The 13,949-nt window shown below is 36.0% G+C and carries 13 protein-coding genes; 2 read left to right on the top strand and 11 right to left on the bottom strand.

Annotated features, from left to right (window positions below; translation table 11 throughout):
• Positions 1 to 95: 95 nt before the first annotated feature.
• From EKM66_RS09405 to EKM66_RS09365, 9 genes are all read right to left on the bottom strand, one after another.
• Positions 96 to 800 carry an MgtC/SapB family protein gene (locus EKM66_RS09405; RefSeq protein WP_125763945.1) on the bottom strand — a complete coding sequence of 235 codons (705 nt, stop codon included), beginning with the start codon at positions 798 to 800 and terminating at the stop codon, positions 96 to 98.
• On the bottom strand, positions 801 to 1,628 hold the full coding sequence (locus EKM66_RS09400; protein WP_125763943.1) for a PTS system mannose/fructose/sorbose family transporter subunit IID: 828 nt from the start codon (positions 1,626 to 1,628) through the stop codon (positions 801 to 803).
• The gene (locus EKM66_RS09395) at positions 1,625 to 2,470 is read right to left on the bottom strand and encodes a PTS mannose/fructose/sorbose/N-acetylgalactosamine transporter subunit IIC (protein ID WP_125763941.1); all 846 of its coding nucleotides are present in this window, start codon (positions 2,468 to 2,470) and stop codon (positions 1,625 to 1,627) included. The genes EKM66_RS09400 and EKM66_RS09395 overlap by 4 nt, the downstream gene beginning before the upstream one ends.
• 18 nt (positions 2,471 to 2,488) lie before the next feature.
• Entirely contained in the window at positions 2,489 to 2,983 is a 495-nt protein-coding gene (locus EKM66_RS09390) for a PTS system mannose/fructose/N-acetylgalactosamine-transporter subunit IIB (RefSeq protein WP_125763939.1), read from the bottom strand.
• A gap of 17 nt (positions 2,984 to 3,000) precedes the next feature.
• Complete coding sequence (locus tag EKM66_RS09385; protein WP_125763937.1) at positions 3,001 to 3,414, bottom strand: PTS sugar transporter subunit IIA; 414 nt, start codon at positions 3,412 to 3,414, stop codon at positions 3,001 to 3,003.
• A 135-nt stretch (positions 3,415 to 3,549) separates the two neighbouring features.
• Positions 3,550 to 6,132 (bottom strand): sigma 54-interacting transcriptional regulator, encoded by a 2,583-nt coding sequence (locus EKM66_RS09380; protein ID WP_125763935.1) that lies wholly within the window; start codon positions 6,130 to 6,132, stop codon positions 3,550 to 3,552.
• Positions 6,133 to 6,249: 117 nt separating this feature from the next.
• Complete coding sequence (gene pfkB / locus EKM66_RS09375; RefSeq protein ID WP_125763933.1) at positions 6,250 to 7,176, bottom strand: 1-phosphofructokinase; 927 nt, start codon at positions 7,174 to 7,176, stop codon at positions 6,250 to 6,252.
• A 75-nt stretch (positions 7,177 to 7,251) separates the two neighbouring features.
• Positions 7,252 to 7,542 (bottom strand): helix-turn-helix domain-containing protein, encoded by a 291-nt coding sequence (locus EKM66_RS09370; RefSeq protein ID WP_125763931.1) that lies wholly within the window; start codon positions 7,540 to 7,542, stop codon positions 7,252 to 7,254.
• 821 nt (positions 7,543 to 8,363) lie between these two features.
• Positions 8,364 to 9,245, bottom strand: a complete 882-nt coding sequence (locus tag EKM66_RS09365) for a LysR family transcriptional regulator (RefSeq protein WP_125763929.1) — start codon at positions 9,243 to 9,245, stop codon at positions 8,364 to 8,366.
• A gap of 112 nt (positions 9,246 to 9,357) precedes the next feature.
• On the opposite strand from EKM66_RS09365, the gene EKM66_RS09360 reads away from it, so the two are divergent.
• Both EKM66_RS09360 and EKM66_RS09355 read left to right on the top strand, forming a co-directional pair.
• Positions 9,358 to 10,983, top strand: coding sequence for a malolactic enzyme (locus EKM66_RS09360; protein ID WP_125763928.1), 1,626 nt, complete (start codon positions 9,358 to 9,360; stop codon positions 10,981 to 10,983).
• A 41-nt stretch (positions 10,984 to 11,024) separates the two neighbouring features.
• On the top strand, positions 11,025 to 11,987 hold the full coding sequence (locus tag EKM66_RS09355; protein WP_125763926.1) for an AEC family transporter: 963 nt from the start codon (positions 11,025 to 11,027) through the stop codon (positions 11,985 to 11,987).
• Between the two features lie 108 nt (positions 11,988 to 12,095).
• On the opposite strand, the gene EKM66_RS09350 is transcribed toward EKM66_RS09355, so the two are convergent.
• Positions 12,096 to 12,560, bottom strand: a complete 465-nt coding sequence (locus EKM66_RS09350) for a DUF7679 family protein (RefSeq protein ID WP_125763924.1) — start codon at positions 12,558 to 12,560, stop codon at positions 12,096 to 12,098.
• Positions 12,561 to 12,983: 423 nt separating this feature from the next.
• Positions 12,984 to 13,793 carry an HAD family hydrolase gene (locus EKM66_RS09345; RefSeq protein ID WP_125763922.1) on the bottom strand — a complete coding sequence of 270 codons (810 nt, stop codon included), beginning with the start codon at positions 13,791 to 13,793 and terminating at the stop codon, positions 12,984 to 12,986.
• Positions 13,794 to 13,949 lie beyond the last annotated feature (156 nt).

Below are 13,949 nucleotides of genomic sequence, written 5' to 3'. Positions count from 1 at the left end.
ACCAATAATTGTAAGGGCTTTTAAGAAGAAGGCTCAATTATAATTTAATAAATATAACAAAAAACTCGATGAAAACTAATTCATCGAGTTTTGTTTTAAACATTGATCGTACCGACCTTCATAATATTCTGATTCGAAGAAAGGTCTTCAACAATATCTACATAATTCATTTTTTTATCCATATCAATCGAGTAAACATTGGTGTACATATATTCATTCACTTGCTTAGTTGCCTGAAATCTTACGTCTTCAACCGTAATATTATTCTTCTCAAAATATTCGTTGATAAACTCTTTGGTCTCAGCCTTGTGTCTATACTGTACCTCAATTTTTCTAACGGGATTGACTCTAATAATCTGTTTTAAAAATCCTACCACACCATACACCACCAAAAAGCTGCAAATAGCCATAATATAGTATCCCATCCCTACAGCAAGTCCAACACAGGCGATAACCCAAAGACTTGCGGCAGTCGTTAACCCACGAATGGAATGATGTTCAACAATAATTGTTCCAGCACCTAGAAATCCGATACCACTAACCACTTGTGCAATCAATCTAGCTTCATCAGCACGGAGAATTCCACGATACTGAGGATATTCCTTCGCCATTTCAATGGCATTGAATCCTATTTCTTTCTGAATCATCGCAATGATACATGCCCCCAGGCAAACCAAGATATGTGTTCTTAGTCCAGCTGGACGATGCTTATAAGCTCTATCTAATCCGATAACTCCAGAAATAAATGTTGCAAGTAATAGACGAAGCATTATCGTCCAAATACTTAATTGTCCAGTCACCTAGACCACACCCAATAGACCTAAGACGATTGCCAAGATAAGTACTCCTAAAAGAATCCAGTTAACATTAACTTTTTTACTTAGTAACCAGTAGCAAAGTAATGTAATACCAAGTGGAACTAGACCTTTGAACAATTGATCCATATATGTTTGGATCAAGATTGGCTTACCACCAGTAATAGGAACTGACAGCTTACTTTCGAATTTAACCATACTTGCAGTCATACTACCGATCATGATCAAACCAAGTGTACTTGCGGCTTTGTTGAGGATCTCCATACTACCATTAGCGTAGATTCTTTCAATAAATGTCGAACCAAGAGAGAATCCCATATATGTTAGGTAGTATCTAGTTAAGATAGAAGGAATATTGTAAATCAATAAGAACAAGATTGGTCCAAGAATTGAGCCTTGTGATGCCAAACTAATACCAACACCAGCAGCAATAACACGAAGAACTCCCCAGAATATCGAATCGCCAATACCTGATAATGGACCCATCAATGATGTCTTCAAAGCGACGATGGATTCAGCATCAAAATCAGCCTCTTCAGAATTCTTCTTCTCCATCGATGCCGTAAGTCCCATAACAAAGGTACCAACGTTTTGAGTAATGTTGTACCAAGTTGTATGACGCATCAACGCTTCTCTTCTGCCTTCAGGATCATCTTTATAATATCTGTTCAAGGCAGGAGTAATTGAGTACATGAATCCTGGCGCATGAGTCTTTGTAGCACCAGCACGACTGGCAAATACGGTAAATGAACGCCAGAAGATTCCGTTTAGCATCTTTTTATCTTCTTTTGTCATGTCTTGAGTTAATTTCATGAGAAAAAGTCCTCCTCTTCTTGTTCAGCTTGTGTCTCATTACCAGAATCCGTTGTACCGGATGCTACTACTGGTCTATTTTCTAATTCTTTTTGTTTATTCTTCATATCAAGTAATTGTTTGTCTTTGAAACTTGTAACAAGAACAAGAATGATACCCAAAGCTGCAACAGCAACTGATGGTAATTCAAGATATGCTACCAAAATAAATCCTAAGAAGAAATACGGAGCAAGTTGCTTACTCCAAAGCATTCTCATCAAAATTGCGAAACCAACAGCAGGAAGTAATCCACCTGTGGCGGCAAGTCCTGCCATCAAGTTATCTGGAATACTGTTAACCATTTGTTGAACTGGTTTGGCACCTTCAAGAACACTAAAGAATGTGATCAGTGAAAAGATAAAGTAGTTAATAAACCACATCGAGAAATGCATAACCGCTATTGCTCTTGGTCTGTTCTCTTCGGCATATTTATCAACTAGTGGAGCGAATAAGTTCATTACAACGTTCTTCATAAACATAGATACAAATGCGGCTAAAACACCGATAGGAACTGCTAATGCAAGTGCGGCCTTTTCATTAACATTCAATACAATAGCGAAAGTTGTTGCTAAAACTGTAGCTGTTACTGGTTCTGCGGATAGAGCACCACCAATATCAACAGCTCCCATGAAGATAGCTTCTAGTGAAGCTCCCATAATAATTCCGGTTCTCATATCACCGAAGATCAATCCGGCAATCATCCCTACAACTAACGGACGTTCAATCATTGTTTGTCCAAATAACCAATTACCACCGTAACAGATGAATACCGTCAAAGCAGCTAGAAACGCTTCTCTAAACATAATGTCTTCCCCCTATATTTACTTATTCTTCAATAAGTTTGTAATTGAAACCTTGGCATTACTTGGAACTACTTGCTGGAATACTGGAACGTCTAACTTATCTAATTCTTTCAGTGCATCAAGTTCGCTTGGGCTAAGCATCAAAGTACTTCCAACTTGAATAGGTTCACCCTCACTCTTGTCGGCAAAACGCCCAACATTAGCAACATTGATACCTTCAATATCTTCAACATTTTGAGCAATCTTCAATGCATCCTTAACACAATTCGTCAAAGCAAACATACGCATTCCTTTACCCTTAGGATTATTGAAAACGGTAATGGCATCGTCCACTGAACGAATCAATAACTTTTTCCCAGTTGGTGTTGCCATTTTCAATGTCATTTGAACCATTTCATTACTTGCAGCATTGTCGTTAGCAACGACGATTCCTGGTGTATCCAATTCCTTTGTCCAAACAAGTGCAACCTGTCCGTGTATTAGTCGATCATCGACTCTTAATTGTACGATCATATTTTTCCCCTCCGTTGTTATGATAAAAAGCTGTCATCTGATAAGTCGTCATCGTTAGGTTCTACTTCAACCAATTGAACCTGACTCATTCCGATCAGCTCTTCCAAATGTGATTTGGTAAGTTCTTGTTCATCCAATAGAACTGACAGAACAATTGGTAAATTAGTGCCGCTGACAACGAAGATATTGTCGTGTCCAGCTACTTCCAACATAACTTTTTGATTAACACTTCCACCAAACAAATCTGTAAAGATTATCGCTGGATCATTGCCAATCTCTTCAACGTACTGTTTGATATCGGCAACATAATCGTGCTCATCAACGTATGCATCAATTGTTGTTATTTCGTCTGTCATTCCTGTCAAAATCTGAAGTGAACTTTTAATCCCACTTGCAAGATGACCATGACTTGCAATCAAAATTTTCTTCATACTCATAACTTCCTTAAATTAATATTCATCTTTATATAAGCAAGTACCGTGCCAACTTGTGTAAATACTGCTATAACAACAAAAAGGGATTAGTGTTTAAACTCTTAAACACTAATCCCTTAAATTATTGAACACTTATAACAGCTGTTTGAACACTTCAAACATCAAAGACAATTCATATTCATTAACTTCAACGTTGTATTTCAATTCCAATGGTTGGAAGATACTCTTCGATACATTAATGAATTCCAATTCTGCGTCATCTGGCTCTACTTTTGGTAAGTTTGTATTCTTTCTAACCATTAGTCGTTCGATCATTAACGCAATATGCATGTACAAATTCAGTTTGACCTTACCATCAAGTTTAAGATGATAGTAATTCTCATACTTGAAAATAACCGTCTCAACTTCTTTAATGATAACTTTGGGATTCAAGAAGCTTAAACGCTCACCGACACCTTCAATCGAGAAGAATCTCAATAATTCCTTATTAAGACTGTCGATCGAGTTCTGATTAAGATATGGCTGGAGCCACTTACTGATTTGTCGTTCACCACTACTATCCAGAATATTATAGATATTTATATTCGGGATGTTGAAACTACCCGGTAAATCAGTCGTAGTTATCACAAAAATTGTTTGATCAAAATAATGATTATTGTCCTGATGAATATTAGATTTCAAATCTGTATAATCCATCGTAATAATTTTGATTTTATCAGGGAAATATGGCTGCATAGTTTCCTTGATTTTTTGCGAGATACCCAATCCAGATATACAAGAAATAATAATATTCTTATCCTGAGAAAATCCGGCAAAGTATCGAGAATTTATCTTATACTCTGTCGATGCCGTCTCAGCAATCTTCTTGAACGGCATCTTCTGTTGAATCTTCAAGCCAATATCTAGTGCAGTTGCTGTAGTCAAATTATCAATAACCAGCAAGTCGCCATCCAGATGATGTTTGACCGCATTATAAAGTTGTCCCAAAGAACCCATGTCAACTAGCAAGACCACACCACCAGTGGTATCGAATGAATCCAGCAATTTTTTAGTTTTGATCACAATGTCGGGCAAGCCAGTATCAATCGGCATATCGATGGCATCAAAGACGTATCCACCACAAAGCTGATTAACCACAGCTTGAATACTAGTTGCAGTATATTCACCATGTGCCACCAACAATCCGTGCATAGTTAACGATTCATCAACATAATCGCTCAACAAGACAGTCGCCAATAAACTAGCAGTATCATTATTCAAACTGATTTTTTGTTCAACCTCTGAAGAAAATGTTTTAGCAACATAATATGTCCGAGGATAAACTGATAAAATCTTAGCTTTTAGTTTATCAATAAGCGCTTCGTCCAATTCAAAATCAGCCTTAAATAGTTTAAACAAGAACTCACTTAAATACTCAGCTTGTTTCAATCCATATTGACCGCAAACAATCCGCTTATACAAATAATTGAATTGAGAATAAATTGGTGCATCCATTTCTTGCAGTTTGATTACTTTATCTAACTCATACAATTGCTCAACTAGTGTACCGTGCAATTCCTTTGATTGAGTAGTATCTGCGATAATAATTTGATTAATTAACTCGGTTAATTTGTCACCTTTGATATCCAAAATATTATTTGAACTTAGATTCAACTTTTTTCTCGGATCAATAATGATATCTGACATTTCTGATTCATCATCGATTTCAACGGCAAAATATTGATCGTTCAAAACAATTTTGTCCAAGTTCAATTGATCTTTATAAGCATTGGCACAACCAACCTTGATCAAGTTCTTCAATCGGCCAATATTACCGTCTGACTTCAAGTTAAGCAGTGAATTAATAACTCTACCGTCAATCTTCAGAGTTTTGCCGATACGTGTTGCTTCGTTATGGAAAATAGAATAAATCAGACTCAAACGCTCATTTTGTGGGCGATCACTATAGCTCGGTAAATGGACCGAGATTGAAATTCTTCGTCTGAAGGTTTCAAGTAAAACTTCATTAGTGTCTTCAGTTGTCGCAAACAATAGTCGTACCTGTGAATGTTCAACTTTTTCATTCTCACCCATTCGTCTGAAAACACCACTATCAATGAAATTGAATAACTTCTCTTGATTTTCACTATTTAATCTATGAACTTCATCTAAGAATAAGTATCCACCATTTGCTTGCTTCAACAGTCCATCCTTTTGTTCATTGGCACCAGTAAAGGCGCCACGACTGTAACCAAACAAAATACTTGAAAGTAACTCTGGATTATTAGCATAGTCAGCGCAATTCAATACCAAAAACGGCGCATCTGGTGTAATAACCTTAGAATCCACCGCATATCTATAGACTCGATTCGCCAAATAACTCTTACCAACACCACTATCACCAGTAATTATCATACTCAATCCATTAGGTGGATAATGAACTGCCGCTTCACACTGTGAAATAACTTGCTTAAGGCTGCCATTAGCTCCAATGAAGTTGTCAAAGCTCTTAATTGTTCCTTGATTCTGTGGCTTCGAATTAGTCAAGCTCCACAAAACTGGACGACCATCCTGCTTTATAACGATTCCATCATCAACTAATTGATTAAGATAATGACTAGTAACTGAACGACTTAAGTCCATTAGTTCCGATAGATCTGCCGTATTGATCGGTAGTTTTTGATTCTTTTCAAGTTCTTGTAGTTTAATTAAGACATTTTTCCTTGCGTCAGCCAAACTGCATCCCCCATAACTGATTGTATCTGCTTACATTTTTATTATTATTTACCTTATCATGAATTTGGGCAAAAAAAACGAGAAATCAACACAAATTGATTTCCCATATATATTTAACTATTTAATTTTGGATATTTTGACTTGTTTCAACAAATCATCAACATCACTGAAATCAGTCAGTCCTGATCTTGCTGCAGTTGAACTGGCAGCACAGAGGCTTCTCTTCAAGTTATCTTCAATATTCAGTTCTTGTTCCATACCCGCGAGAAAGGTTCCCAGCATAGTATCTCCTGAACAAGCAGTATTTTTTACAACTACGTCTGGTGGATTGCCAAACCAAATACCTTGCTCGTTACCAAACATTGCCCCCTTAGCACCTAATGAAAGCAAAATATTTTGTGCGCCTTTGTTTAATATTTGTCCTATGTAATCTGCCAAAACATTCAAATCAGCCGTCGGCTCAGCATCCAACCACGATAGTAGTTCACTATCATTTGGCTTCAGTAAATACGGATCAAATTTCAAAGTATCTAATACTTCGGGATAACTAGTATCAATGATCAACTTGAACCTATTTGCTTTTGATAATTCAGCAATTTTAACAATAATTTTGGGATCAATACCTGAAGTAAAACTTCCTGAAACTACTAACTTGTCACTACTTGTCAGTTTACCAACCAAATTCAAGAATTCTTTAACCTTTTGGTTACTAACCTCTGGTCCCTTATTTACTTCTTTAAATTCGTTATTCGATTTCAAAACACGTGTAAAAACATTAATCCTTGATATTCCATCAATATGGGTAAAGTTTGTCTTAATTCCTTTATTGTTAAGAGATTCTTCAATGAACTGATTAGTAAATCCACCACCAATTCCTAATGCTGTGTTATCAATATTTAACATCTTCAAAATAAATGAAACATTAACTCCCTTGCCGTTAGGAATAATGTCATAACTATTGGTTCGATTTACAAAATTTGGTTTTAACTCATCTGTTTCAATGAACAAATCTATTGCCGGATTCAGCGTACATGTATAAATCATTCTTGTTCTTCCCTTCAAAAATACTTCAAAAAAAAAGACGATAGAAGTGTCTTCTACCGTCTTAACTATACTATATTACTTAATTAGTCCCAATCTGCGTTTAACATCTTCAAGTTGTGCTTCAAGATATGGATCTCTTCTACTCAAAATGTCCAGTGAACTAGCCACTGGTTCATCCTTTTTAACATTCTCTTGTTTCTTAACAGTTTTCTTAGTAGTTTGTTTTGAAGTCTTGTTGTACTTTCTTACCCATGCTGAAACTTGTTGGTAAGAAATACCATACTTCTCTCCTGTAGCTTTGTAGTCATTGTCATGTGCAATGGCGTAATTAACTATTTCTTCTTGTTGTTTCTCACTGTACTTCATGCTCAAAAACTCCTAAATGGCTTATTGTTTAAAATTATACCATATTTAAAGGGGTTAATAATAGGTACATCACAGTGGTATTTGCATATGTAAAGAAATTTTTAAATAAAAACATCTAAAAAGCAAAAAAAGAGCGACCCGGGGAGGTCACTCTCTGCGCAATGAGGATCGGAATTTGACCGCATACCTCAATGCCATATTATCATATTATGTAAATAAAATCTCAAAAAAAAAATGGCAGCTCAGGGAGGAACTACCATTCCAATAACAGAAATCTGTTACTTAAACATGAAATTATCAAAGAAGAGGAAATGTAGGATATCTCCTCTCCAACATTTAATATATCATAAATATATATATATATTAGTAATATTTTCTTGATTATCAGGTTATAAATATCAATTCCTAGCGGTTATGAACGTTGATATATCAGCGTTCCTGGAGCCACTTATAATATCTTGCTGAATTTTACCAGCTTATTATTAATATATTGCCATAATGTCAACTTCTAAAAATCAAAAAGAAGCCACCTAAGTGACTTCCCAGAGTTTGGTAAATAAATTAAACATAAACTATCCCATATGAAATGAATAATTGCTAAAACCCTATGAAAATGAATGAAAGAAATCGGAATATATGGAGGAGTTGAGAGGTTTTGGATGAGAAAAAATTTGGTTAATTAATTTCATTCATAATCATTTTGATGTTGTCCTGAGCTACAGGACTGGATTAATCCGTTTGATATCAACCGGTAATTTCATTGTACCTTAATTGGACTATACCGTACACTATAAATTATTAATAATCCTTTACCGATATATTTATTCTTGGTTGTAAATATGTGTGAAAATATTAATGGTCTTTCTGAAATCAGGTGTTTCCAGTGTATTGGTCCGATATATCAATAATATATAAAATGGTGGTAATTCCAAATTATTTACTTTAACTTCCTGTATTCCTTCTTCATGATAAAGAGCCGTTTCAACAATGAAGCTTATACCCTTGTTGGCTTTGATCAAATTCAACAATAAGTTATGATCTGATGTTTCAAAAATAACATTTGGCATGACATTATATCGGTCCGTAAATCTTTTGAACACCTGGCGATGCACAGAATTATCATCAGTCAAAATAAAGTCTTCCTTTAATAAGTCGGTCAAATCGATAGGACCATCGAACTTTCTTCGACTTGATGCAATCAATTTAAAGTGATGAATTTTGATAACTTTATATTTCAATTCTGCATCTTCTGGCAGACGTGTCGTCCCTAACAAGGATATATCAGTATGCCCTTGCTTCAATTCCTCTAGCAATTCCTTTGACCCATCAACCACTGGTTCAATGTTGTTCAACAAATCTGCATCACGTAATTGATCAAAAACTTCAGGCAATAAATAATTAGTAATTATGGGAGGAAGTCCCATTTTTATTTTTTTTTCTTTAATTCTGGACAAATCTCTTTTAGTTAGCTCATCTTCACGAAGAATTCGCTTAATATGTTTTAACAATTGTTCTCCAGAATACGTTAATGTAAGCGAATTAGCATAACTCTTGCGGTCCACCAATTTAACACCATATTCATCCTCCAATCGCTTGAGGGAGTACGTAATCGTCGGTTGGCTAACATGAAAATGTCTGGCTGTATCAGAGAAGTTTTTTAGCTCACTTAACTTTTGAAAATATTGACCATCTTTTATATTCATATGCTCACCTATAAATTATTTTTATCAATTATAACATATTTGACTATAATTTTTATCAGGGTATATAGTACTGTACGAAAGTTAAATAAAACTTATTTCAGGAGGCATTTTTATGAAAGAATATAAAGGTTTAGATCTACTAAACAATCCATTCTTAAATAAAGGCACTGCTTTTACAAAAGAAGAAAGAAAAGAAAACAATATTGAAGGTTTGCTACCTCCATTCGTTCAAACACTTGATCAACAAGTTGCTCAAGCATACGAACAATATGGTACAAAACCAACTCCATTAGCAAAACGCATGTATTTGATGGACTTATTCAATGAAAACCGTACATTGTTCTACAAGTTATTCAGTGAACATGTATACGACTTCATGCCAGTTGTATATGATCCAACAATTGCTGACACAATTGAAAACTACAGTCACTTTTTCTTAGATCCACAAAACGCTGCTTACTTATCAATTGATGATCCAGATACAATCGAAGCTACATTGAAGAATGCTGCTGGCGACCGTGACATCAAGTTGATCGTTGTTACAGATGGTGAAGGAATTCTTGGTATTGGTGATTGGGGTCTACAAGGTGTAGATATTTCAGTTGGTAAACTTATGGTTTATACAGCTGCTGCTGGTGTTGATCCTAAGTCAGTTCTACCTGTCGTTCTTGATGTTGGTACAAACAACAAGTCACTATTAGATGATGACTTATATCTTGGTAACCATCACGAACGTGTTACTGGTGACAAGTATTATGAATTTGTTGATAGTTTTGTTGCTAAAGCAGAAGAATTATTCCCAGACATGTATCTTCACTTTGAAGACTTCGGTCGTGACAATGCTGCTAATATCCTAAACAAGTACAAAGACCAAATCTTGACATTCAACGATGATATTCAAGGTACAGGTATTATTACTCTTGCCGGTATCCTTGGCGCCTTGAACATCTCTAAAGAGAAGTTCACTGATCAAGTTTACATGTCATTTGGTGCTGGTACTGCTGGTGCTGGTATTGCAAAACGTATCTACGATGCAATGGTTGAAGAAGGTTTGTCAGAAGACGAAGCTAAGAAACACTTCTATCTAGTTGATAAGCAAGGTCTATTGTTTGACGATACTGAAGGTCTAACACCTGAACAAAAGCCATTTACAAGAAGTCGTAGTGAATTTGCTAATGCAGACGAACTTACAACTCTTGAAGCTGCTGTTAAGGCAGTACACCCAACTATTCTTGTTGGTACATCAACACAACCTGGTTCATTTACAGAACCAATCATCAAGGAAATGGCTGCTCACACTGCACGTCCTATCATCTTCCCACTATCAAATCCTACAAAGCTTGCTGAAGCAAAAGCTGAAGATCTTTTGAAGTGGACTGACGGTAAAGCCTTAGTTGCTACTGGTATTCCTGTTGAACCTGTTGAATTAAATGGTGTTAAATATGTCATTGGACAAGCTAACAATGCACTTGTATATCCTGGTCTTGGCCTTGGTGCTATGGCTGTTAATGCTAAGTTACTTAGTGACGGTATGATCAACAAAGCTGCTCACTCATTGGGTGGAATCGTTGATCCTAGTGAAGCTGGTGCTGCTGTATTACCTCCTGTTTCAAAACTTGATGAGTTCAGTATGACAGTTGCTATGGGCGTTGCTCAACAAGCAATTGACGAAAAACTTACAGATGCTAAAGATGCTAAAAAAGCTATCGACGACATCAAATGGGAACCAAAATATTAATCTTAGGAATTAAAAAGTTATAAGAGAAGGGGAATTATCTCATGGAAGCATTTATCACCTCACTTGAAAGTGTTGCTGAAATCGTAATTGTTATCGCCCTTGGCTACTGGTTAAGAAGCTCAGGCCGTTTGGGTGACGAATTTAAGGGAAACATCTCATTTATTATTATGAAAGTCGCCCTACCCGCATCAATCTTCGTCTCAGTGTTGAAGTATTTGACACGTGACAAATTATCTACATTGACTGGCGGATTGGTTTTTGCCTTTGCCAGTTTTGCATGCAGTTACTTACTAGCATGGATCTTAACAAAGGTATTCCGTATTAAAAAAGGTCGTCGTGGTACATTCATTAACATGTTTGCCAATGCTAATACAATTTTCATTGGACTACCACTTAACATGGCATTGTTCGGTACAAAGAGTTTGCCATTCTTCCTTGTTTACTATGTTATGAACACAATTTCTACTTGGGCCGTTGGTGTATTCTTCATTTCATCAGACGATCCAACAGTTGAAAAAGGCGCTAAAAAAGACTTTAACTGGAAGAAATTACTACCTGCTCCACTCGTTGGTTTCTTAGTATCACTAGTATTCTTGTTGTTAGCTATTCCTGTTCCAGAATGGATCAACAAGACTCTTGATATGGTTGGTGGTATTGTTACACCAATGTCACTTATCTACATTGGTATCATCTTGGCCGATGCAGGTTTGAAGTCAATTGGATTCGACCGCGATACTATCCTGGCATTACTTGGTAGATTCGTATTTGCTCCAGCAATTATGATCGGCTTCGTATTATTAGGTAAGTCAATGGGTAATCCAATGCCTAGTCTTGAAAGCAGCACATTGATCATTCAAGCAGCTGCTCCTGGACTTGCTGTTCTACCTATCTTGGTTGGTCAATCACATGGTGACGTCGAGTACGCTACTAACGTGGTTACAACATCAACTGTCCTATTCGTTGTTGTTGTTCCAATCTTGATGCAAATTGTTAACTTCATCTAGTTGACAGACTAATATTTGTGAAACTATTCAATTCATCCTCCAAATGAATTAAGCATGTCTGTTCACATGCCTAAAAAGTATTATATATAGCAAAAGAGCTAGAAGAATTCATTTTCTTCTAGCTCTTTTTAGTTTGTAATAATAAATTTTAGTACGTAATTTTGTTAGTAACCAAATTAACTTGCTGGATTTACTACACTTCCAGAAATTAATATCATTTCTGATTTCCAATCGGTTCAATAAAGAGTAGTCATGATGAAGATAACCATATACTTGGCTAATGCTCATACTGCCGTCCCAACTATCATGACTGATAAATTGGCTACGTGTACTCTTAAACTTCCTATCGACTACGTAGACACCAAGCACCATGGCAGTAGTTATAGGCGGCTGTAGATTGGTCGTATGAGGTGCCATTTCAATATTAATCAAAGCACCTTTCAAAATCCCCTTCCAATCTCCTCCATGATTTCTGTGCTTAGCCATGGCGGATTGCAGATCCTTGGGCAATTTAAAATGTAACTTTTTACCATCAATTCTTTTAACTTTAACCGCAAAATAAGTTCGTGTCATTTTTTGCTCCATAGTGGTTATGTCTTATAGACTATGGTACCGATAACTGTAGCTGGTTTCCAACAAGATAATTTATAATTGAATACTTATATTGTTGTTGGGTAGGCCTGGACTTATCTTTATTCAGCTCAACTTTACGACCATATTAACTCACTTCGTACATTCCAAATAGTGTGCATTCTAAATCCTAGCAATAACTACACAGACATTAACAGCAACAATTTGTTCATTAGCCGGAGGACCCAAAACATTTTATCAGCCGTGAAGGTGGCGTTTGAACGGTGGTTTCCCGTTCATTACACCACGGGACGATCTTTGAAATTTGCGAAGCAAAGCTTAAAGTCGAAGTTCCAGACCGCACTTCGGCTGGAACAGGTCCCCACGGCAGATAAAATATTTTGGGACCAGAGGCGGAAAAATCATCTATCCATTAGAAACCTCAGCAATTAACTTATCCAAAACCTGAAGCACACCATGCTCATCATTAGTACCTGTACGATAATTAGCATACTTCTCCATACCCTTACTACCATTCGCCATCAGATAGCTATATTTGACCGCCTGAAGCATCTCTTTATCATTGAATGTATCTCCAAATGCCATCATTTGTGACGGATCAATATCCAAGTACTTACCAATAGATTTGATTGCTCTACCTTTATCTATTCCCTTGTTCATAATATCGATCCAAACTTCACCACTGACAACAACTGAGAAATCATTCCCAAATTGTGGTTCAAAAATCTCCTTATAATACTTTTGGCTGTGTCCATTTGGAAAATAAATCGTAAATTTATTTGAGTCTGCGTCAATTGTTCTTAAATCATCGACTAATTTAACCTTAGTATAGAAGGTCTTGAAAAATGGGACATACTTTTCATATTCTTTATTAACATATGCTGTGTCCAGCGCACAAATAATTGGTACACCATCGGTGTCATCCTCGACAAAGTGAACCATCTTCTGATAATGTGGGACATCTATCAAACTCTTAAACAATACCTTGCCCTTATAGCTCACCAAACCACCATTATCACAAATAAATGTCATGTCATTTTTATATTTGGGAAACAGATCATTCAACGTATAAATTGGTCTACCACTGGCAATCCCAAAATTAATGTTTAAATCTAATAATTTATCAATTATTTCATCAATCCCTGCTGGCAATTTACTGTTACTCTCTAATAATGTCTTATCCATATCGGATGCGACAAATTTTACATCTTTCATCTAGGAATCTCCTCAAGTTTTTCTTTCTAACAGTACTATGTTAGCACTTTCATAGATTTATGAAAATTTAAAATTTCTAACTCCAACATATCAAAATAAAAAGCAACAAAGTAGTTAATTTAAGAACTATATACTAATTATTTGTATAGGAGAATA

It is taken from the genome of Companilactobacillus hulinensis (genome assembly GCF_003946555.1).
Taxonomy (GTDB): domain Bacteria; phylum Bacillota; class Bacilli; order Lactobacillales; family Lactobacillaceae; genus Companilactobacillus; species Companilactobacillus hulinensis.
Note: the sequence above shows the minus strand (reverse complement) of the source record. Positions and strands in the feature narration are given on the sequence as shown.

Bases quoted from the DNA above. Each gene is read 5' to 3' on its own strand.
- EKM66_RS09400 (WP_125763943.1), bottom strand. From the start codon at position 1,628: ATGAAATTAACTCAAGACATGACAAAAGAAGATAAAAAGATGCTAAAC.
- EKM66_RS09395 (WP_125763941.1), bottom strand. From the start codon at position 2,470: ATGTTTAGAGAAGCGTTTCTAGCTGCTTTGACGGTATTCATCTGTTAC.
- EKM66_RS09390 (WP_125763939.1), bottom strand. From the start codon at position 2,983: ATGATCGTACAATTAAGAGTCGATGATCGACTAATACACGGACAGGTT.
- EKM66_RS09385 (WP_125763937.1), bottom strand. From the start codon at position 3,414: ATGAAGAAAATTTTGATTGCAAGTCATGGTCATCTTGCAAGTGGGATT.
- pfkB (WP_125763933.1), bottom strand. From the start codon at position 7,176: ATGATTTATACATGTACGCTGAATCCGGCAATAGATTTGTTCATTGAA.
- EKM66_RS09370 (WP_125763931.1), bottom strand. From the start codon at position 7,542: ATGAAGTACAGTGAGAAACAACAAGAAGAAATAGTTAATTACGCCATT.
- EKM66_RS09365 (WP_125763929.1), bottom strand. From the start codon at position 9,245: ATGAATATAAAAGATGGTCAATATTTTCAAAAGTTAAGTGAGCTAAAA.
- EKM66_RS09360 (WP_125763928.1), top strand. From the start codon at position 9,358: ATGAAAGAATATAAAGGTTTAGATCTACTAAACAATCCATTCTTAAAT.
- EKM66_RS09355 (WP_125763926.1), top strand. From the start codon at position 11,025: ATGGAAGCATTTATCACCTCACTTGAAAGTGTTGCTGAAATCGTAATT.
- EKM66_RS09350 (WP_125763924.1), bottom strand. From the start codon at position 12,560: ATGACACGAACTTATTTTGCGGTTAAAGTTAAAAGAATTGATGGTAAA.
- EKM66_RS09345 (WP_125763922.1), bottom strand. From the start codon at position 13,793: ATGAAAGATGTAAAATTTGTCGCATCCGATATGGATAAGACATTATTA.